Origin of the sequence: Marinobacterium sp. xm-d-579, assembly GCF_013282935.1 — a bacterium.
Lineage (GTDB): Bacteria > Pseudomonadota > Gammaproteobacteria > Pseudomonadales > Balneatricaceae > Marinobacterium_E.
The window spans coordinates 144184-165920 of record NZ_WBYP01000004.1 but is presented as its reverse complement, the minus strand read 5'-3'; the positions used below and the strand labels follow the sequence as shown (position 1 = coordinate 165920).

Genomic DNA, 21737 nt, shown 5'->3' with positions numbered 1-21737 from the left:
TAAAAGGAACGCCAGATAATGGGTGACCTAACCAAAGAAGTTCTTCCGGTAAATATCGAAGACGAACTGAAGCAGTCCTACCTAGATTACGCAATGAGCGTGATCGTCGGCCGTGCACTACCTGATGCGCGTGACGGCCTAAAACCGGTTCACCGTCGTGTGCTGTTTGCGATGAATGAGCTGGGTAATGATTGGAATAAACCCTACAAAAAATCCGCTCGTGTGGTTGGTGATGTAATCGGTAAATACCACCCTCACGGCGACAGTGCGGTTTACGATACGATCGTTCGTATGGCGCAAGACTTCTCTATGCGCTACATGCTGGTAGACGGTCAGGGTAACTTTGGTTCGGTGGACGGTGACTCTGCTGCGGCAATGCGTTACACCGAAATTCGAATGAAGAAGATCTCTCACGAGCTTCTTTCGGATCTGGATAAAGAGACGGTCGATTACGTCGATAACTACGACGGTACCGAAAAGATTCCAGCGGTCCTTCCGACTCGTGTGCCTAACCTGTTGGTCAATGGTTCAGCGGGTATTGCGGTAGGTATGGCGACGAACATTCCGCCCCACAACTTAGGTGAGGTGGTTCGAGGCTGTTTGGCACTGATCGAGAACCCGGATATTACTATCGATGAACTGCTTGAGTTTATCCCAGGTCCAGACTTCCCGACGGGCGGTATTATCAATGGCCGTGCAGGTATTTTGCAGGCCTACCGAACAGGTCGTGGCCGTATCTATGTTCGTGCAAAACACCACGTTGAGGAGCACCCGAAAAACGGTCGTCCTATGCTGGTTATCACCGAGATTCCTTACCAGCTCAACAAAGCGCGCTTGATCGAAAAGATCGCTGAGCTGGTCAAAGAGAAAAAGATCGAAGGTATCAGCGAACTTCGCGATGAGTCAGACAAAGATGGTATGCGTATCGTTATTGAGTTGCGTCGTGGTGAAGTGCCTGATGTCATCATCAATAACCTATTTGCGCAGACACAGCTGCAGAGCGTGTTTGGTATTAACATGGTGGCGTTGGTTGATGGTCAACCGCGTCTATTGGATCTGAAAACGGCGCTTGAGTGTTTCGTTCGTCACCGTCGCGAAGTTGTCACACGTCGTACGGTTTACCTACTGCGTAAAGCGCGAGAGCGTGGCCACATCTTGGAAGGTTTGGCGATCGCACTGGCAAACATTGATCCTGTCATTGAACTGATTAAGAAATCCCCAACCCCTGCGGAGGCAAAAGAGGCGCTGATTGCGACCGCTTGGGCGCCTGGTCAGGTGTTGGATATGCTAGAGCGTGCAGGTGAAGATGCCTGTCGTCCAGAAGGTTTGGAAGCTCAGTTCGGCCTGCGTGACAACAGCTACTACCTATCGCCAGCTCAAGCGCAAGCGATTCTCGAATTGCGACTACACCGTCTAACCGGTCTAGAGCACGAAAAGCTGATTGAAGAGTACCGCGATCTTATCGAGCGTATTGCAGAGCTTTTAGAGATTCTTGGCTCACACGTTCGTTTGATGGAAGTGATTACTGAAGAGTTGAACGAGCTGGTTGCAGAGTACGCAGATGAGCGTCGCACTGAGATCACTGCGTCTATGCAGGATCTAACCATTGCTGATCTGATCACCGAAGAGGAGATGGTTGTGACTATCTCGCACGGTGGTTATGCGAAGACACAGCCGCTTGAGGCCTACCAAGCACAACGTCGCGGCGGTAAAGGTAAGTCTGCGACAGCAATGAAAGATGAAGATTTTGTCGAGCATCTGCTGGTGACTAACAGTCACGATACGATCCTGTGTTTCACCAACTTCGGTAAGGTCTACTGGCTGCGCGTGTTTGAGATCCCTCAGGCAAGCCGTACCGCTCGTGGTCGACCTATGGTCAATATTCTGCCGTTGGCAGAGGGTGAGCGCATCAGCACGATTCTTCCTGTTAAAGAGTTTGATGATGAGCGTTGCGTATTCATGGCGACAGCCAATGGTACCGTGAAGAAGACCCGTCTATCGGCCTTCTCTCGCCCACGCAGTACAGGTCTGATTGCATTGGATATCGTTGAAGGTGACCGCCTAATCGGTGCATCACTGACAAACGGTAGCGACGATGTGATGCTGGTGACCTCTGCGGGTAAAGCGATTCGCTTCAATGAAACAGATGTTCGTGAGATGGGTCGTACCGCTCGCGGTGTGCGTGGCGTTAAGTTGGATGATGTCGCTAAAGTGATCTCATTGATGGTGCCTAAGGAGGGTGGTCAGGTGCTGACTGCTTCTGAGAAAGGCTATGGTAAGAAGACAGCGATCACAGAGTTCCCAATTCGTGGTCGTGGCGGTATGGGTGTCATTGCTATGCAGTGCACCGATCGTAACGGTGCGTTGGCCGGTGCTGTCCAGGTATTTGATGGCGATGACATCATGCTGATCAGTGATCTTGGCACCATGGTTCGTACCCGTACTTCTGAGATCTCCTCACTCGGTCGAAATACCCAGGGTGTCCGACTCATTCGCGTAGCGGATGATGAGACTCTGATCGGTATCGCTCGAATCGAAGAGCCGGAAGAGGATGAAGATGCGACTGATGCAGCTGGAGAGGGTAACTCAACAGAAACTAATGCATCAGAAGAGAGTCAAGTTGCACAAGAGGAGTCTGATGATTCCGACGGCAGCGAAGAAGAGTAATTGAGGCTCGGAACCCCTATTAAATGAATCGTCTATTTAATTTCAGCGCTGGCCCTGCAGCGCTGCCAACGGAAGTACTAGAAATCGCCCAATCTGAAATGTTGGATTGGCATGGCAAAGGCCTCTCTATTATGGAGATGAGCCACCGTAGCGCTGAGTTTGTTAGCGTTGCTGAAGGGGCTGAACAGGATTTGCGTGATCTGATGAACATCAGTGACGACTACGCTGTCATGTTCCTTCAAGGGGGCGCGACCAGTCAGTTTGGTATGGTGCCGATGAATCTGTCACAAGGTGGCAAGGTCTCGTACATCAACACGGGTGTTTGGTCGAAAAAAGCGATCAAAGAGGCAAAGCGTTTTGCAGATGTCTCTATCGCTGCCTCAACTGAGTCATCAAACTTTTGTGAAGCGCCGCTGCAGTCTGATCTCTCTATTGATTCGACGGCTAACTACCTTCACTACACCACCAATGAAACCATTGGCGGCGTTCAGTTTGATTACATTCCAGACGCGGGTGACGTGCCGCTTGTGGCTGATATGTCTTCGGACATACTCTCTGCGCCTGTTGATGTCTCACGCTTTGGTTTGATCTATGCGGGTGCTCAGAAGAATATCGGACCTGCCGGCTTAACGGTTGTGATCGCGCGTAAAGATCTATTAGGCAATCCCTTAAGTACAGCGCCGACTATGTACGACTATGCGGTTCACGCTGCTGAAGGGTCGATGCACAATACGCCGCCGACACTGGCCTGGTATCTGTCAGGTTTAGTATTTCAGTGGATTAAGCGCCAGGGTGGTTTGTCTGCAATGGCGGAATTGAATCATCGCAAAGCGTCTAAACTCTATGCTGCGATTGATGCAAGTGACTTTTTTGCCAACCCAGTTGCTGTGCGAAACCGTTCGATCATGAACGTTCCGTTCACACTGGCGGATTCTGCTCTGGATAAAGCCTTCCTGGCCGAATCTGAAGAGGCAGGGTTGTTGAATCTTAAGGGGCATCGTTCTGTCGGTGGTATGCGTGCAAGCATCTACAATGCTGTGCCCGAAGCAGCGGTTGATGCACTGATCGATTTTATGGCTGATTTCGAAAAGCGCCGAGGCTAACAATGGATCAGCAGAATCTCTACCAGGGGCTGACTCAAGATGAGGCGCTGACACAGGTGCGTGATGAGATCGATCAGATTGATCAAGAGATTCATGCTCTGTTGAACAAGCGTGCTGAGTGTGCCCAAAGAGTGGCTGATATTAAGCATAACTTTGGTGCGAATTCGCCGGTTTTTTATCGACCTGAGCGAGAAGCGCAGGTGCTTCGTAAAGCGATGCAGCGCAATCAGGGACCACTTCCTGATCAGGAGATTGCACGTCTGTTCAGGGAGGTGATGTCGGTCTGTCTGGCGCATGAGCACCGTATGAATGTTGGGTTTGTTTCAACCTCTGAATTAGATACTGAGCAAGCTGCTCTGAAACAATTTGGTCACTCGGTTGAGCCTATTGCATTCGCTAGTGCATCGGAAACCTTGCTGAGCTTAGCGCAGGGAGCGTTGCACTACGCGGTTCTTTCAGTAAATAGATTGCCTGAGGTCTTGTCGTTATTGGTGACTCATCAGTTAAACGTTGTTGGTGAAGTCACTCTTCATGGTGATGAGGCGTTTTTAGTGGTGGGGCATCAAGAGGTTTCGGCATCGGGCGATGATAAAACAGCATTGATTGTTGAGAGTGCCGAATCAGTGGTTACTGATTCGAAGCGAAATATCACCGATGGATCCCTAACCTACATGGAGCTTGATGGCGCTAGGTCGATTGAACAGCTTCAGTCTTTGTTGGGGCCAGAACTTAACTTTCACTACCTGGGTCTTTTTCCCAAAGCGGTTTTTTAGGAACTAAAATCGTGTCTGTAGATCAAAAAACTTTAGCAGTATCGGGTGTTCAACAGTTAACACCTTACCAACCTGGTAAGCCCATCGAAGAGCTTGAGCGTGAGCTGGGGATTACTGAGTCAATTAAACTGGCCAGTAATGAAAACCCGTTGGGCCCAAGCTCTATCGCACTTAAAGCAGCTATTGATAGTCTACAAGATGCAACGCTCTACCCTGATGCGTCGGGAACAGAGCTAAAACGCACCTTGAAGGCTCATTATGGGCTAGCAGAGGATCGTTTAACCCTGGGTAATGGATCTAATGATCTACTAGAGCTGATCGCAAGAGTATTTGTTCGCCCTGACGATGAAGTGATCTACTCGGAGTACGCTTTTATTGTCTATCCGCTGGTGACACAGGCCTGTTGTGCCGTGTCCGTAGTTACCCCAGCCAAAAAGTATGGTCACGATCTAGACGCTATGGCTAATGCCATTACTGACAAGACGCGTCTTATCTTCTTAGCCAATCCCAATAACCCAACCGGCACGGTCTTCTCTGAAGACCAGTTTCGCGCGTTCATGGCTCGTGTGCCTGAGCAGGTTATAGTGGTTTTGGATGAGGCTTACACCGAATATTTAACGGCCGAACGTATGCCGAACGGACTGTTGCTAGCTGATGAGTTCGATAATTTAATCGTAACTCGAACTTTTTCCAAAGCCTGGGGCTTAGCAGGGCTTCGTTGTGGTTTTGCTTATGCTTCAGTCGCCGTTACCGATCTGTTAAACCGTGTTCGTCAGCCATTTAATGTCAGTATTGCGGCATTGGCAGCAGCTCAAGCGGTTCTTTCGGATTCTGAATACCTGAAGAGAAGCCAAGAGGTAAATCAGCAGGGCCTTAAACAGATGTCCGAAGGGCTCGCTGAATTGGGTGTCAGCTATGTTCCTAGTCAGGGCAACTTTGTCTTGATCGATTTGCAGCAGCCTGCCATGCCGATCTACCAATCCATGTTATTGGAGGGTGTCATTACGCGCCCAGTTGGCAATTACGGACTCCCTAATCATCTTCGGGTCAGTATCGGTCTTGAGCACGAAAACGCTCGCTTCTTGAAAGCCCTAGCTGAGGCGCTTGCTTAATGTCGTTTAAAGCTGAGCGCCTATTAGTCATTGGACTGGGTCTGATCGGCGGCTCTTTTGCGCGTGCTGCAAAAGAGTTGGTTAGCGTTCAGCATGTGATCGGTTTCGATCTCAATCAAGAGGAGTGCGACCTAGCGTTGGCTCTCAATGTGGTTGATAGCATCGCAACGGATCTTGAATCAGCGGTAAAACAGTCTGATCTCATTCTATTGGCCGTTCCAGTCAAAGCGATAGAGAAGGTGATGCTGCAGATCGCTCCTTGGCTAAAGCCTGAGGCGATCTTAACCGACGTTGGCAGTACAAAGCTGAATATTCTTGAAGCGGCTAAAGCTATTTGGCCTGAGGGTCTGCCAACAGGATTTATACCTGGCCACCCGATAGCGGGCGCAGAGAAAAGTGGTGTATCGGCATCGCAAACGGATCTTTTCAATCATAAAAAAGTGATCTTAACGCCTCCTGAGGGAGCCTCTAGCGAAGCGACGCTAACTCTGGCCCGAGTCTGGCAGGCAATTGGTGCTGAAGTGGTTCAAATGGAGCCTAAGCGTCATGATCAGGTCTTAGCGGCGACCAGCCATTTACCTCATCTCTTAGCTTTTTCACTCGCAGATACCTTAGCAGCAGAAGCTGAGAGTACCGATATTTTTCGTTATGCGGCCGGTGGCTTTAGAGACTTTACCCGAATTGCAGCCAGTGATCCGACCATGTGGCATGACGTCTGTTTCGCCAACCGTGAGCAGTTGCTAGAGCAGATAGATCGCTTTATGACGGGTGTGCAAGATCTAAGAGCTGCTGTTGATCAGGGTGACAGTCTACGCTTATTGGGCATTTTTACCCGTGCTAAAGCCTCCCGTGAACATTTCTCTTTGGTATTAGAGCGTGCTGGCTATGCTGAGCTCAGAGGTGATGCCATTGATACGCTGGTCTCATCTCCCACGGCTAAGTTGAGCGGTGAGTTACGAGTGCCCGGCGATCGTTCAATCTCGCAACGCGCCATTATGTTGGCAGCGATTGCCGAGGGTGTCTCCGAGATCGAGGGGTTAATTGAGAGTGAAGATACTCTAGCAACGATTCAGATCTTCCGTGATTTGGGCGTGGTTATCGAAGGTCCACACCAAGGTAGAGTAAGAGTGTTTGGTGTGGGTCTAAATGGACTGCAAGCGCCGTCAGCGCCTCTCTATTTTGGTAGCTCAATGACCTCGTTAAGAATGTTGTTAGGTCTACTCTCTGCTCAAGACTTCGATGTGAGGTTAACGGGCAGTGAGCAGTTATCCAAGATCTCGCTGCAAGAGATTATCGATCCACTGACACAGATGGGTGCCTCCATCGACAGTAATACAGGCTCGCTGCCAATCACTATTAAGGGTGGTCAGCGCTTTAAATCGATTACTTATGCGCCAAGTCATGCCAGTGCTCAGATTAAAGGTGCATTATTGTTGGCGGCCATCAGTGCGGGTGTTGAATTAGAGGTTTATGAGCCGAATACGACGCGTGATCACACTGAACGTCTCCTAGATGCCTTTGGTGTTCAATTGGTGAGAGAGGGGCGTCGACTGTTTATCGAGTCGGGCGTTTCGCTAAAAGCCTGTTCGGTTCAGGTACCAGCGGATCTGAGTTTCGCCTTCGCCTTCGCGGTGGGTGCTCTTTTACAACAAGAGTCGAGTCTGGTTATTGAAAATGTCAGTGCGAATCCCACTCGACTTCACTCTTTGCGTCTACTTGAACGCATGGGTGCGCACATTGCGCTGAATAACAATCGTCATGCGGGCGGTGAGCCGGTCGCTGATTTAGAGGTAAAAGCCTCGTTGTTATCAGGTATCGAGTGCCTCTCATCTGAGTTGGCCTCGGTTGGGGATGATCTCCCTCTACTGCTGTTAGCGATGGCGTCTGCTCAGAGTGATTCGACTATATTAGGTATCGATCGAATTCCAGAACGACAGAGAGCCCTATTCAAGACGACAGTGGATGAGTTAAGTAAAGCGGGTGCCGACATCAGTATGTCACATACTGATGTCACTATTTCGCCGGTTTCAGATTGGCGTCCCTGTGAGTTGGAAGCTGCAGAGCACCCAGCACTTGCACTCGCTCTACTGATGTTAAGTTTACGTTTTGATCGTTCCATCCGAATTAACGGATGTCGAGCAATCAGTACCGCCTTTCCTGAACTGATTGATCAGGCGCGAAGGGTCGGTATTAAATTGATTGAGGAGTAGTGGATGGATCCACTCAATAATGAAAATTCATGCCCTATCATTACCGTTGATGGGCCAAGTGGTTCAGGTAAAGGTACGATCTGTCGATTGCTGTCGCAGGAGCTTGGTTGGAGCTTGTTGGATAGCGGGGCTTTGTATCGCCTGACGGCTTTGGCTGCGAACCATCATGGTGTTGATCTTAGTGATGTAGAGGCACTGCAGGTGTTGGCTGAGCATCTCGATGTGCGCTTTGTTGCCTCTGAACAGGGCGATGAGGTGACTATTTTACTTGAAGGTGAAGAGGTCACTCATGCTATTCGTGCGGAGCAGATAGGTAACGATGCCTCTAAAGTGGCCGCTATTACTGAAGTGCGCTCTGCACTGTTGAAACGTCAACGCGATTTTGCTCAATCCCCCGGCTTGGTGGCCGATGGACGTGATATGGGAACCGTTGTATTTCCTCAGGCACCGTTGAAGATCTACTTGGATGCCTCCGCAGAGGTTCGCGCGGATCGTCGTTATAAGCAGTTGATAGATAAGGGGCTGAGTGCTAGCCTTGAAACTATATTAGAAGATATTCGTGCGCGAGATGATCGTGACATGAACCGTTCGGTTGCGCCACTTCGCCCAGCCGATGATGCCGTGATTCTCGATAGTACATCTATGTCTATCGATGAAGTTATGAAAACTGTGCTAGAACAAGCACGCCACAAAGGGTTGCGTTAGCACTCCGTAAACTGAGGCTTAGACCATGAGCGAAAGCTTTGCAGATCTGTTTGAAGAGAGTCTTGAACAGGTCAATATGACACCAGGTTCCATCATTACTGGAACCGTAGTAGGTATTGAAAATGACTTTGTTGTTGTAACAGCGGGTCTTAAGTCAGATGGGGTTATTCCCATCGATCAGTTTAAAAACGGTGCAGGTGAGCTTGAAGTCGCTGTTGGTGATGAAGTGCAAGTGGCGCTTGAATCCCTAGAAGATGGCTTCGGTGAAACCAAACTTTCGCGTGAACGTGCCAAGCGTGCAGAAGCATGGGCTGTTCTTGCAAAAGCGTATGAAGCTGGCGAGACGGTTACTGGTCGCATCAGTGGTCGTGTCCGTGGCGGCCTAACGGTTATGGTTAACGGCATCAACGCCTTCCTACCGGGTTCTTTGGTAGATACTCGCCCACTGCGCGATACCAGCCATCTTGATGATCAAGATCTAGAGCTTAAAATTGTTAAACTCGATGAGAAGAGCAACAACATTGTTGTGTCACGCCGTGCGATTCTAGAAGAGGCCAACAGCGAAGAGCGCGAGAAGCTGCTTGAGCAGATGGAAGAGGGCGCAACGCTTAAAGGTATTGTTAAGAACCTTACTGATTACGGCGCGTTCATTGACCTTGGCGGTATCGATGGTCTTCTTCACATTACCGATATCTCTTGGAAACGTATCAAACACCCAAGTGAAATGCTTAATGTTGGTGATGAGATCGACGTTAAGGTTCTTCGCTACGATCAAGAGCGTAAGCGCGTATCCCTAGGTATGAAGCAGTTGGCTGCAGATCCTTGGACTACGGCTATCGAAAACTATGCTGTGGGTCAGCGCGTTACTGCTAAGGTGACTAAGCTTGCTGACTATGGCTGTTTTGCACAGATCGGTGAGGGCGTGGAGGGTCTAGTTCACGTCTCAGAGATGGATTGGACTAACCGCAATATCCACCCATCTAAAGTTGTTCAGGTTGGCGATGAGGTTGAAGTTCAGATTCTCGATATCGACCAACAGCGCCGCCGTATCTCTCTAGGTATTAAACAGTGCCGCGAAAATCCTTGGAATGCCTTTGCATCGTCAACGAACAAGGGTGACAAAGTTTCTGGTACTGTCCGCTCAATCACTGACTTCGGTATCTTCATCGGCTTAGATGGTGGTGTAGACGGTCTAGTTCACCTGTCTGACATCTCTTGGGATGAGTCTGGCGAAGAGGCCGTTAAACGTTTCAATAAAGGCGATACGGTTGAAGCGGTTATCCAGCAAGTGGATGCAGAGCGTGAACGTATCTCTCTGAGCATTAAAGCACTTGCCTCTGATCCATTTAGCAGCTTTGCTGAAGCGAACGGTAAGGGCTCTAAAGTTACCGGTACGGTTGTAGCAGTGGATGCTCGTCAAGCTGAAATTGAAGTGGCTGAAGGTCTAAACGCTATTTTGAAAGTGGCTGAGTTTGCCCGTGAACGAACTGAAGATCTATCTGCAGAGCTCTCTGTGGGTGATAGTGTTGAAGCGATTGTGATCAATGTTGATCGTCGTAATCGTTCTATCTTCTTGTCAGTTAAAGCGATTGAAGCCAAAGAGCAGCAAGAAGCACTTAAAGCGGTTCAGTCTGCTCCAAAAGATATGGATGTAGGCGCAACGACGATTGGTGATCTCATCAAAGAGCAGATGGGTAAGAAAGAGTGATAGAAAACAGGGTGAGCTTATTACCCTGTTTTCAGTATCGATAGGAAGTGGGTATGACTAAGTCTGAGCTGATCGAACGCCTAATAGACAAACATCCGGAACTCTCTGTGAAAGATGTCGAGTTGGCAGTGAAAATCATGTTAACTCAAATGGCTGATACCTTAGCCGATGGCGAGCGTATTGAGATTCGCGGATTCGGAAGCTTCTCACTTCACTATCGTGCCCCCCGCGTCGGTCGCAACCCAAAAACGGGTGAATCCGTTTCTCTGCCGGCCAAGCATGTACCACACTTTAAGCCTGGCAAAGAGCTGCGCGAGCAAGTGAATGCAAGCTTGAAAGATGAGTATTAAGTTTGAGAGCGATTAAACTTCTTATCACGTCAGCGATTGCTCTGTTGGTTCTTTTAACGGGCATTGTTCTCACCATTCATAATACAACACCGGTCATCATTGATTTGGTCTGGGTGAAGCTACCCGAAGCAAGCCTATCGATCTGGTTGATCATCTCAATGGTTGTCGGCCTGTTAGTCGGTATTCTATTGACCAGTGCACGAGTGCTGACACTGCGTGCTAAATTGCTCAATTCGGCTCGTAAGTTGCGTAATGCTGAGCAACAGATTGAGACGTTGAATCGTGAGGTTCAACGAGGCGCAGAATGAGTGCCAACTCCCCCTACCTAATTTTTCTCTTTCTACTGATTGCCGTTGCCATAGGTTGGTACCTGGGTAATCGACGCCTGAAAAGAAAAGATCGTCGCAATCAAGCACTACCACCAGCCTATCTGTCAGGTCTTGATCACCTCATTGATAACCGAACGGAAGAGGCGATCGAATCGTTCATTCATGCCCTTGAGGTTAACTCTGACAATTTGCCGGCACACATTGCGTTGGCCAAGCTGCTGAGGCGTAAAGGCGATATCGATCGTGCCGTTCAAATTCATGAGCGCATGTTAAAGCGTAAAGATCTCTCAGTTTATGATCGTCAGCGTGTGAAATTGGCCTTAGCACGAGACTTTTTTGCTCTAGGCTTGCTAGATCGTGCAGAAGACGCTGCTGCACCTCTAGCCAAACAGACCGACTATCCAGAATTAAGATATCGCGCCATCGTTCTGCTAATCCGTCTCTATGAGCAAGAGGGTGAGTGGCATCGGGCGCTGCAAAGTGCTGATATTTTGCCAAAGAAAAACCGTATAGAGCTTGTTAATGAGCTCTCACACTATCACTGTGAGCTTGCCCAAAATCACATCTCTAATGGTGAATTAGACCCTGCACTTAAAGAGTTAGAGTTTGCGTTGTCTACCGATGCAAAGTGTGTTCGAGCCAATCTCATCTCAGCTCGAGTATTCATGTTGAAGTCGCAATGGCGTTCGGCGATTAGAGCCTTGCAAAGCATTGCCGATCAAGACCCACTGTTTATACCAGAAACACTCAATCCACTCAGGCGATGTTTTGACGCTTTAGGTGATGAGCTTGGTTTGAGCCAGTATCTAAATGACTTAATGAAGCAGTACCCCTCAACCAGCGTGATGCTTGCCTTGGCTGAGTTGAAAAGAGATAGGGAAGGGGTTTTTGCTGCGGGCCTATTTATCACTGAGGCGTTGAAGAGTCGCCCATCAGTAAAAGGTTTTAACCGCCTAATTGATATGCATATTGAGCATGGCTCATCCAGTGCACGAGAGAGTCTGTTGAATTTGCGGTCGTTGACGCAGCAGCTCGAGATGTCAAAACCGGTCTACCGCTGTGGTCATTGTGGTTATGCAGCACGCAGTTTAGTTTGGCAGTGTCCAAGTTGTAAGCGATGGGGTAGTATCCGCCCAATCCAAGGTTTAGAAGGTGAATAGAGTGTCCATTGAAGATAACAAACGCGTTATTGTTGCCCTAGATTATCCAGAAGCTGATAGCGCCATTGCGATGGCTAAGCAGTTAGATCCTGAGGTCTCTCGTGTCAAAGTGGGTAAGGAGCTATTTACTCGTTGTGGGCCTGATGTGGTTGAACGTCTGCACGCTCTCGGTTTTGAAGTCTTCTTGGATCTTAAGTTTCATGACATCCCCAATACCGTTGCAAAAGCCTGTGGTGTTGCAGCCGAGCTGGGGGTCTGGATGGTTAATGTCCATGCCAGTGGCGGCCGTCGAATGATGGAAGCGGCTCGTGAAGAGGTTGAGAAGCGTAGCCAGGGGCCGCAACGTACCTCCTTGATTGCGGTGACCGTGCTAACGAGTATGGAGCGCAGCGATCTGGCCGAGATGGGTTTGGATATCGATCCCATTGATCAGGTTAAGCGCTTAGCCACATTGACAGAGAGTTCAGGACTTGATGGCGTGGTCTGTTCAGCACAAGAGGCGGCTGCAATCAGAGCTCAAGCCTCCGATCAGTTCCAGCTTGTGACTCCGGGTATTCGCCCAGCGGGTTCTGTAGTCGGTGATCAGCGTCGCATCATGACACCTGCTGAAGCAATCGCTGCAGGTAGCACCTATTTGGTGGTTGGGCGTCCAATAACCGGTGCAGAAGATCCTAAAGCCGCGGCCATTGCGGTGCAGTCAGAAGTAGATTTGGCTTTAGGTTCAAGGTAAACATTTTGAGGTGTCTGGCCTTTAGCCTGACACCACTTTCAAATGACACGCATTACTGGATAACCGCTGTTAAAGTGGTGTCAGGCTGAAGCCAGACACCTTACTGCGAAAAAATATAAATATTTTTTGGTGTTTTTTGATCCATGGTCTAGTGTGAATAGTGAGAGTAAGGATTGCTCTCATTTCAAATAAGACATGGAGGTTCACTATGAACATCAAATCTCTCTCTACACGAGTTCTAGCACCACTCTTCTTTACACTGTTTTCATCGACTGCGATGGCAGGTTATCCGGTTAACATTAATTCAGCAGATGCCGTTGAGCTGGCGGATGCTTTGGATGGGATTGGCCAATCTAAAGCTGAAGCGATTGTTGCTTACCGTGATGCGAATGGTCCGTTTAACTCTGTTGAAGCGCTCACAGCAGTTCGTGGAATAGGTGTCGCCACCGTTGAGAAAAATGTGGAATACATTCTTCTTGAACCGGCTAAACCTATGAGTGAATAACGAATAGTGCTTAGGAGGCTCCAGAGGGGCCTCCTAAACCTGATTAAAGTACGAAGAAGAGTGTGAGAGGAATGAATGCCAGGCTGGCTAAATTTCCGATCAGTACAATAGAAGCAACCGTCTCAGGTTGCTGATTGTAGCGCTCAGCAAACATATAGTTCAGAACCGCCGGTGGCAGTACGCTAAATAACACAATGTAGGCGGTGAACTCTTTAGAGAGACCCATAATCCAAGCAAAGGGTATCGCGAATACTAGGCTGCTTAATGGTGAAAAGATGGCTCCATAGACACCGATCTTCCACTGGCTTAGATCGACACTGATCATCCTTACCCCTAATGCAAACAGCATCAATGGAATCGATATCTGGCCCAACATATCGATGGGTGTAGCCAGCCATGTAGGCAATGGCAATTTGAATAGCGCCCAAGCTAATCCAGCAAAGGTTGATAAGATAATCGGATTCTTAAAAAGCCCTGTGAGTTTGGCGTTCTCATCAACAATATGAATGCCCAGACTGAAGTGCAACAGGTTGCTCACTAAGAACATCACCACAAAAGCGGCAAGGCCGGCATCCCCAAAAGCCAGAAGTGCTAGAGGCAGACCTAGGTTGCCACAGTTGTTGAACATCATTGGCGGAACAAAGGTTTTAGAAGAGATGCCCAGAAGCTTCGCAACCGGTTTCATCACTATTCCTGCACCTAGCACCATGACGATCGACCCTAACGCTAGATCTAAGTGTGCGTACAGATCAAAACTCTTTCCAGCCATAACACTGAATATAAGCGCCGGCAAAAAGATATCCATGTTGATGCGGTTTGCGACTTGTAAGTCGGGATTTGCCTTTCTTGCGTAAAGGTAGCCAGCAGTGACTATGGCTATGATTGGAAATACGGTTGAGAAGACCCGCTCAAGCAGTAATAAAAGATCGGCGCTGGTTGTCATTGAGAGTCCTGACATCAAAAAAATAAGTATGGCAAAGGATACTCCAAATAGACTCAATTTTTCATATAACAAAACGTTACTATTGAATTAAATTGGTTATTTATTTCGCATATGCGTAAAAACTTTCAATTATCCGTAGCAAAAAGAGGGTGTTGTCGTAATAGTGCTACACTTGTCGCTAAAATCTGAAATATCTCTGGACTAAAGTCGAGTGCCTGTGTAGTGTTTTTACATAAATCAAAGCTAGACGCAGATTGACTGCGCTTCAAACGATCAACCAGGTACCTTTTTTACAAGGTCCAAGCGTCAACGGAAATGGCGCAAAAGGGAGAGTACTGTGAACGAAATCATTGAAGATATCGACCCAATTGAAACGGATGAGTGGCTTCAGGCATTAGAGTCAGTTGCGCAACATGAAGGCAGCGATCGAGCGTCTTACCTTCTTAGAAAATTGGGTGCCAAAGCGGCTGAGTTAGGTGTTGAAAACTGTTCAGAGTTGAGCACACCCTATAAAAACACTATAGCGCCACAGAACGAAGCGCCTCTTCCTGGTGATCTATTTATGGAGCGCCGCATCCGTTCCTTCATCCGCTGGAACGCGATGGCGATGGTGATGCGAGCGAATGACAACGATGAGGGACTTGGCGGTCACATCTCTTCATTTTCATCTTCAGCAACACTTTATGATATCGGTTTTAACCACTTCTTCCGTGGTAACGAAGGCGAGCAAGATGCTGATATGGTCTTCTTCCAAGGCCACATCTCACCAGGCATCTATGCACGTGCTTACCTTGAAGGCCGTCTGACTGAAGAGCAGTTAGACAACTTCCGTCGTGAAGTTGATGGTAATGGTCTATCGTCTTACCCACACCCTTGGTTGATGCCTGATTTCTGGCAGTTCCCAACCGTCTCTATGGGTCTAGGTCCAATCCAAGCCATTTACCAGGCACACGTGATGCGTTACATGTCTGCACGTGATTTGGTTAAACGTGGTGATCGTAAAGTTTGGGCATTCCTAGGTGATGGTGAGTGTGATGAACCAGAATCCTTGGGTGCTATCTCACTGGCTGGTCGCGAGCAGTTAGAGAACCTTATCTTCGTTGTTAACTGTAACTTGCAGCGTTTGGATGGTCCGGTTCGTGGTAACGGTAAGATCGTTCAAGAGCTAGAGAGTGTCTTCCGCGGTGCGGGTTGGAACGTCATCAAGTGTCTATGGGGTCGTCACTGGGATCCGCTGTTTGAACGCGATAAGACGGGTCTACTGCAGAAGCGTATGGACGAAGTGGTCGACGGCGAACTTCAGAACATGAAGGCGAACGGCGGTGCTTACACACGCGAGCACTTCTTTGGTAAATACCCTGAGCTTCTTGAGCTGGTTAAGGATATGTCTGATGACGATATCATGAACCTTAACCGTGGCGGTCATGACCCATACAAAGTGTACGCTGCCTACAAGGCTGCGGTTGAGCACAAAGGTCAGCCAACGGTTATCTTGGCTCAAACTGTAAAAGGTTACGGTACTGGTAAATCGGGTGAAGCGAAAAACGATACTCACTCGATGAAGAAAGTGGCACTGGATGATCTTAAAGATTTCCGTGATCGCTTTAATATTCCAGTTGAAGATGATCAGCTAAAAGAGCTGCCATACTACCGCCCAAGTCCAGATTCACCTGAGATGAAGTACATGTTGGGTGCGCGTAAGAAACTTGGTGGTTTCTACCCAATTCGTCGTACTGAGTTTGAACAGCTTGAAGTGCCTGCTCTGGATACCTTCGCAGGTCAGCTTAAATCGAGTGGCGAACGTTCGCTATCAACACAGATGGCATTTAACCGTGTGCTAAGTTCTATCGTTAAAGATAAGAATCTTGGTGAGCGAGTCGTGCCGATCGTCCCTGATGAAGCACGTACCTTTGGTATGGAAGGTATGTTCCGTCAGTTGGGCATCTACACCTCTGAAGGTCAGAAGTACGTACCGCATGACCATGACCAGATCATGTTCTACAAAGAGAGCAAGTCAGGTCAGATCCTTGAAGAGGGTATCAACGAGTCGGGTGCATTCTCTGCATGGCTGGCTTGTGCAACAGCTTACTCGAATAGTAACTGTACGCTGATTCCGTTCTACATCTTCTACTCAATGTTCGGTTTCCAACGTGTTATGGATCTAACTTGGGCGGCGGGTGACTCACAAGCGCGCGGTTTCTTGATTGGTGCAACCTCAGGTCGTACGACGTTAAATGGTGAAGGTTTGCAACACCAGGACGGTCATTCACACCTGATGGCGCAGATGATTCCAAACTGTATCTCTTACGACCCAACTTACGGCTATGAAGTTGCGGTGATTGTGCAAGACGGCATGCGTCGTTTGTATCAAGAGCAAGAGAATAAGTTCTACTACATCACTACCCTTAATGAGAACTACCAGCATCCTGAGATGCCTGTCGGAGCTGAAGAGGGTATTGTTAAGGGTATCTACCTGCTTGAAGAGGGTAAGAAAGCTGATCTTCGTGTTCAGCTGTTCGGTTGTGGTTCAATCCTTCGTGAAGTGCGCGAAGGTGCCACCATCCTTCGTGAGGAGTTTGGTGTTGAGGCCGATGTCTGGAGCACAACATCGATCAACGAACTGACTCGCGATGCGATGGAAGTGAATCGCTGGAACATGCTTCACCCAGAAGAGCAACCACGTGAGTCCTTCCTAGAGCAATCTTTGAAAGGTCACGAGGGTCCTGTTATCGCTTCTACAGATTACATGCGTATGTATGCTGATCAGCTGCGTGAGTACATTCCACGTCGCTACAAAGTACTGGGTACTGATGGTTTCGGTCGTTCAGATACACGCAGCAAACTGCGTAGCTTCTTCGAAGTTAACCGTTACTACGTCGCTGTAGCAGCGCTTAAAGCACTTCAGGAAGAGGGCAAAATCGAAGCTTCAGTTGTCGCTAGCGCGATTCAGAAGTTCAACATCAACCCGGATAAACCAGCACCTTGGACGGTTTAAGTCGATTGAGAACTTTGAAGAATTCGTAAGGAGATAACTGTGAGTACTATTACTGTAAACATTCCAGATCTCAGCGGCGCAACTGACGTTGATGTGATTGAAGTACTTGTGGCTGCTGGGGATGTGGTCGCTGAGGGCGATAGCCTGATTACACTAGAGACCGATAAAGCCTCTATGGAAGTGCCTTCACCGCAAGCAGGTAAGATTGTGTCGATGGCAATTTCAGAAGGCGACACAGTCAATGAGGGCGATCTGTTAATGGAAATTGAGATTGCCTCTTCTGAGTCTGCACCGGCTGAAGCAGCCGTTGCTGAGCCAGAATCGATTGAGCCAGTCTCTGCGCCTGTAGAGTCGGCTGCTCCAGTGGCGGCTGCGTCGACTATCGAACAGGTTCTAATTCCAGACCTGAGCGGTGCATCTGATGTGGATGTAATCGAGGTGTTGGTCGCTGTCGGTGATGCGGTGTCTGAAGGTGATAGCCTAATCACTCTAGAGACAGACAAGGCTTCTATGGAAGTTCCCTCTCCAGCATCGGGTGTCGTTAAAGCGCTAACGATTGCCGAGGGTGACAAGGTCAATGAAGGCGATCTACTGATCGAGCTTGAAGTAGCCGGTGCAGCTGCGCCAGTATCAGCACCTGTTGAAGCTTCACCTGCTGCGGCACCTGCTGAAGTGTCAGCGCCTGTTGCAGCGGCACCGACAGGCGGCGTTGAGTCTGTATTAATCCCAGATCTAAGTGGTGCATCGGATGTCGATGTGATCGAGGTGTTGGTCAAAGAGGGTGATAGTGTCGCTGAAGGCGATAGCCTGATTACGCTTGAGACCGACAAAGCTTCAATGGAAGTTCCGTCACCAGCGGCTGGTGTCATTAAATCGATGAAGATCAGCGAAGGCGATAAAGTTAACGAAGGTGATCTTCTATTAGAGCTTGAGGTGGTAGGCACTGCTCCTGCAGCAGCTCCTGTTTCTGCACCTGCACCTGCACCAGCGGCTTCAGCGCCTGCTCCAGCGCAGTCAGCAGCACCTGAGAAACCAGCTCCAGTTGCATCAACAACGGATTTAGTGGATCTAGAGAAGCGTAATCGCTCAGTTCATGCTGGTCCTGCCGTTCGCGCCATTGCGCGTGAGTATGGTGTGGATCTCTCCAAAGTAACGGGTTCTGGCCGCAAGGGTCGTATTGTTAAGCAGGATGTTCAAGCCTACGTTAAAGGTGCGCTACAGAAGTTGGATTCAGCTCCTGCTACCGCGGTGACTGGTGGAAGTGGTATACCTGCAATTCCTGCGGTAGATCACAGTAAGTTTGGTGAGATCGAGAAAGTTAAGCTAAGCAAGATCGATAAGATCACCCGTGACAATATGTCTCGCTGCTGGTTGAACATCCCTCATGTGACTCAGTTTGATGATGCTGACATTACCGAACTTGAAGCCTTCCGTAAGGAGATGAAGGATGAAGCGGCTAAGCAGGGTGTGAAACTGACACCACTTCCTTTCTTGATCAAAGCGGCTGCGATTGCACTAACGCGTCATCAGAAGTTTAACGCTTCTCTGGATGCGGATGGTGAGCACATTGTCTACAAGAAGTTTGTAAACATTGGTATTGCGGTTGATACCCCTAACGGTCTGATGGTTCCTGTTATCAAGGATGCAGACAAGAAGAGTATCTACGAGCTCTCTAATGAAGCGATTGAGCTGGCGGGTAAAGCGAAGGAGCGTAAGCTCAAGCCAAATGAGATGCAGGGAGCGTGTTTCACAATCTCTAGTCTTGGTGGTATCGGCGGTACAGGTTTCACCCCTATCGTGAATGCGCCTGAAGTAGCTATCCTGGGTGTCTCTAAAGCGGATATCAAGCCGCGTTGGAATGGTAAGGAGTTTGAGCCTCGCTTGATGCTGCCACTCTGCCTGTCGTATGACCACCGTGCGATCAACGGCGGCGATGCGGGTCGATTCCTAACAGATCTTAACGGATTGCTAAGCGATATTCGTCGTTTGGTTTTGTAAGTTAAGAGAACTCACTTATAAAAGCCCTGCACTGCAGGGTTTTTTTGTTTCAAACTCTCTGTTTTTTACAAAGTAAAATGTATTTTGTTATTCGGAATTAGCGATCGTGATACGCTTTAAATTTGGAGGTGCATTATGATTCAAGGGTTTTTAATACTGCTGGCATTTCAGCTGTTGGGTGAGTCGCTGGTTGTTGTATTTGGGTTGCCGCTACCGGGTCCTGTCATCGGTTTGGTTCTGCTGTTGTTTGGTCTGTTAGGGCTCGGCCGTATTCCAGATTCACTTAAAATCACCAGCGATGGATTGCTATCGAATTTAGCGCTTCTGTTCATACCTGCAGGTGTGGGATTGGTGCTGCACTTTGATCTACTGGCCAGCGAGTGGTGGATCATTATATTGGCTCTATTGATATCGACCATTCTGGCGACAATTGTGACGGCGGCTCTGTTTCAGTGGTTAATGAAGCGGGTAGGGGGTGAGAAGTGATTATAGGAACCGACTTTTGGGTCTACTTTGCTGCCCGACCTCTGATATGGATTGTGTTGACCTTGGCTGTGTTTACCTTGGCGAATTTGCTCTATCAACGTGCAGATCGTTCGCCCATCTTACATCCTGTCTTGATCAGCATGGTTGTCCTGATTCTTATGTTGTTGGTGACCGGAACACCTTATGAGACCTATTTCTCTGGGGCTCAGTTTATTCACTTCCTACTCGGGCCTGCGACGGTGGCGCTGGCAGTACCGATGTTCCAATATTTTGATGAGATTCGTAGGCTCTGGTTGCCGATATTAGTCTCCAGTGCCGTGGGTGCACTGGTGGCATCACTCTCTGCAGTTGGTGTGACTTGGCTATTTGATGCTCGATTTGAAACCATGATGTCAGTAGCACCGAAGTCAGTTACCTCGCCTATCGCTTTGGGTATTGCGGAGAAGATTGGAGGGTTACCCTCCTTGGCCGCTGCTTTGGTATTAGTGACCGGGGTGATGGGTAGTATTTTGGTGCCGATCATTCTTAAACGTATGCGTGTTGAGGATCAGTCTGTTCGAGGCTTCGTATTGGGTTTGACCTCCCATGGGTTTGGAACGGCCGTAGCGTTGGAGGTGGGTGCGGTAGCCGGTGCTTTTGCTGGCTTGGCGATGGGGTTGACCGGTCTCTTAACGGCCTTCCTACTACCAATTGTTATCGGCTGAATTTGAAATAGAGAGGCAACAGCAGTAAAGTTCGCGCCGAGATTGAAGGATTAATAGGTCATTATTGCCAATGAGTACTCCACTAGAGCGCTACAAAAAGGATTTGCAGCGCGACGACTTTTCATACGACGCCACTCAAGAGATGGCCGTTGAACACTTGCAGCGACTTCATGATCAGCTAATTGAAGCTGAGAATGCGCCGGCTCCAGGACTTCTGGGTCGTCTTAAGCAAAAAGTGGTGAAAGAGAAGGTGGAGCCGATTAAAGGTCTCTATTTCTGGGGTGGTGTGGGTCGTGGTAAGACCTACTTGATGGACACCTTCTATGACACGCTGCCCTTCGAGAGAAAGATGCGCACGCACTTTCACCGTTTCATGCAGCGAGTCCATGCTGAGCTGAAAGCTTTAGATGGCACTAAAAACCCTTTGGTTACCATCGCTGAGAAGTACTCGAGAGAGACGCGGATTATCTGTTTTGATGAGTTTTTCGTCTCTGATATCACCGACGCGATGATCCTGGGTAGCTTGCTTGAAGAGCTTTTTGCCCGTGGTGTCTCTCTTGTTGCGACCTCCAATATCGTGCCTGATGGTCTCTATGAGAATGGTCTACAACGTGCGCGCTTTATGCCAGCCATTGCGCTGCTCAATCAGTACACCGAGGTCGTGAATGTCGACAGTGGTATCGATTACCGTTTAAGAACACTTGAGCAAGCTGAACTCTACCACTGGCCGCTGGATGCCGGTGCTGATGAGTCGCTTGAGAGGAGCTTTAATGGTTTGGCACCGGATCTTGAAGAGTTAGAAGAGAACCTGTCGATTGAGATCAACAACCGCATGTTAACGGCTCGTAAAGCTTGTGAGGATGTGATCTGGTTTGACTTCAGTGCGCTGTGTGAAGGGGCGCGCTCACAAAACGACTACATTGAGTTGGCGAAACTCTACCATGCTGTACTGCTAAGTAATGTTCCACAGCTTGGGCGTACCAATGATGATGCAGCGCGTCGCTTTATCAACCTAGTCGATGAGTTTTATGACAGCGGTGTGAAGTTGATTATCTCAGCCGAAAAGCCCATTCATGAGATCTACACAGAGGGTCGATTGGAGTTTGAGATCGAACGAACCAAATCTCGACTGCTTGAGATGCAGTCGCATGAGTACCTGGCGAGAGAGCATAGAGCGTAAGTTGAAAGCGGGTGACAGGCTGAAGCCAGTCACCGAATGTGCTATCTACAACCTGTCCGTGTCTGGCTTCAGCCTGACA

The 21737-nt window shown here is 48.8% G+C and carries 18 protein-coding genes; 17 read left to right on the top strand and 1 reads right to left on the bottom strand.

Features of this window, described 5'->3' with window-relative positions; genetic code table 11:
* The first annotated feature begins 18 nt into the window (after positions 1-18).
* The 12 genes from gyrA to XMD579_RS09805 all read left to right on the top strand — a co-directional run bounded on the left by gyrA (position 19) and on the right by XMD579_RS09805 (position 13352).
* The gene (gyrA, locus tag XMD579_RS09860; protein WP_173481318.1) at positions 19-2667 is read left to right on the top strand and encodes a DNA gyrase subunit A; all 2649 of its coding nucleotides are present in this window, start codon (positions 19-21) and stop codon (positions 2665-2667) included.
* Between the two features lie 23 nt (positions 2668-2690).
* The gene (gene serC / locus XMD579_RS09855) at positions 2691-3770 is read left to right on the top strand and encodes a 3-phosphoserine/phosphohydroxythreonine transaminase (RefSeq protein WP_173481317.1); all 1080 of its coding nucleotides are present in this window, start codon (positions 2691-2693) and stop codon (positions 3768-3770) included.
* Between the two features lie 2 nt (positions 3771-3772).
* On the top strand, positions 3773-4543 hold the full coding sequence (gene pheA, locus XMD579_RS09850) for a chorismate mutase (RefSeq protein ID WP_173506313.1): 771 nt from the start codon (positions 3773-3775) through the stop codon (positions 4541-4543).
* Positions 4544-4554: 11 nt separating this feature from the next.
* Positions 4555-5655: a histidinol-phosphate transaminase gene (gene hisC, locus XMD579_RS09845; RefSeq protein WP_173506312.1), complete on the top strand. Its 1101-nt coding sequence runs from the start codon at positions 4555-4557 to the stop codon at positions 5653-5655.
* Positions 5655-7865, top strand: coding sequence for a prephenate dehydrogenase/arogenate dehydrogenase family protein (locus XMD579_RS09840; protein WP_173481314.1), 2211 nt, complete (start codon positions 5655-5657; stop codon positions 7863-7865). The genes hisC and XMD579_RS09840 overlap by 1 nt, the downstream gene beginning before the upstream one ends.
* Positions 7866-7868: 3 nt before the next feature.
* Positions 7869-8570, top strand: a complete 702-nt coding sequence (gene cmk / locus XMD579_RS09835) for a (d)CMP kinase (RefSeq protein WP_173481313.1) — start codon at positions 7869-7871, stop codon at positions 8568-8570.
* A 25-nt stretch (positions 8571-8595) separates the two neighbouring features.
* Positions 8596-10278 (top strand): 30S ribosomal protein S1, encoded by a 1683-nt coding sequence (gene rpsA / locus XMD579_RS09830; RefSeq protein ID WP_173481312.1) that lies wholly within the window; start codon positions 8596-8598, stop codon positions 10276-10278.
* Between the two features lie 53 nt (positions 10279-10331).
* Positions 10332-10628 (top strand): integration host factor subunit beta, encoded by a 297-nt coding sequence (locus XMD579_RS09825; RefSeq protein ID WP_173481311.1) that lies wholly within the window; start codon positions 10332-10334, stop codon positions 10626-10628.
* 2 nt (positions 10629-10630) lie between these two features.
* Positions 10631-10936 (top strand): LapA family protein, encoded by a 306-nt coding sequence (locus XMD579_RS09820; RefSeq protein ID WP_173488704.1) that lies wholly within the window; start codon positions 10631-10633, stop codon positions 10934-10936.
* The gene (gene lapB, locus XMD579_RS09815) at positions 10933-12117 is read left to right on the top strand and encodes a lipopolysaccharide assembly protein LapB (protein ID WP_173481309.1); all 1185 of its coding nucleotides are present in this window, start codon (positions 10933-10935) and stop codon (positions 12115-12117) included. The genes XMD579_RS09820 and lapB overlap by 4 nt, the downstream gene beginning before the upstream one ends.
* 1 nt (position 12118) lies before the next feature.
* The gene (pyrF, locus tag XMD579_RS09810; RefSeq protein WP_173481308.1) at positions 12119-12847 is read left to right on the top strand and encodes an orotidine-5'-phosphate decarboxylase; all 729 of its coding nucleotides are present in this window, start codon (positions 12119-12121) and stop codon (positions 12845-12847) included.
* Between the two features lie 208 nt (positions 12848-13055).
* Complete coding sequence (locus tag XMD579_RS09805) at positions 13056-13352, top strand: ComEA family DNA-binding protein (RefSeq protein ID WP_173481307.1); 297 nt, start codon at positions 13056-13058, stop codon at positions 13350-13352.
* 43 nt (positions 13353-13395) lie between these two features.
* Here XMD579_RS09805 and XMD579_RS09800 read toward each other — a convergent pair whose 3' ends face one another.
* Positions 13396-14295, bottom strand: coding sequence for an AEC family transporter (locus tag XMD579_RS09800; RefSeq protein WP_173483077.1), 900 nt, complete (start codon positions 14293-14295; stop codon positions 13396-13398).
* 337 nt (positions 14296-14632) lie between these two features.
* Between XMD579_RS09800 and aceE the strand changes: the two genes are divergently transcribed.
* The 5 genes from aceE to zapE all read left to right on the top strand — a co-directional run bounded on the left by aceE (position 14633) and on the right by zapE (position 21658).
* Positions 14633-17290 (top strand): pyruvate dehydrogenase (acetyl-transferring), homodimeric type, encoded by a 2658-nt coding sequence (gene aceE / locus XMD579_RS09795; protein WP_371731528.1) that lies wholly within the window; start codon positions 14633-14635, stop codon positions 17288-17290.
* A 39-nt stretch (positions 17291-17329) separates the two neighbouring features.
* The gene (gene aceF / locus XMD579_RS09790; RefSeq protein ID WP_173506311.1) at positions 17330-19288 is read left to right on the top strand and encodes a dihydrolipoyllysine-residue acetyltransferase; all 1959 of its coding nucleotides are present in this window, start codon (positions 17330-17332) and stop codon (positions 19286-19288) included.
* Positions 19289-19423: 135 nt separating this feature from the next.
* Complete coding sequence (locus tag XMD579_RS09785) at positions 19424-19774, top strand: CidA/LrgA family protein (protein ID WP_173484330.1); 351 nt, start codon at positions 19424-19426, stop codon at positions 19772-19774.
* On the top strand, positions 19771-20478 hold the full coding sequence (locus XMD579_RS09780; RefSeq protein WP_173495299.1) for an LrgB family protein: 708 nt from the start codon (positions 19771-19773) through the stop codon (positions 20476-20478). The genes XMD579_RS09785 and XMD579_RS09780 overlap by 4 nt, the downstream gene beginning before the upstream one ends.
* Positions 20479-20548: 70 nt before the next feature.
* Entirely contained in the window at positions 20549-21658 is a 1110-nt protein-coding gene (gene zapE, locus XMD579_RS09775; RefSeq protein WP_173495300.1) for a cell division protein ZapE, read from the top strand.
* Positions 21659-21737: the final 79 nt, after the last annotated feature.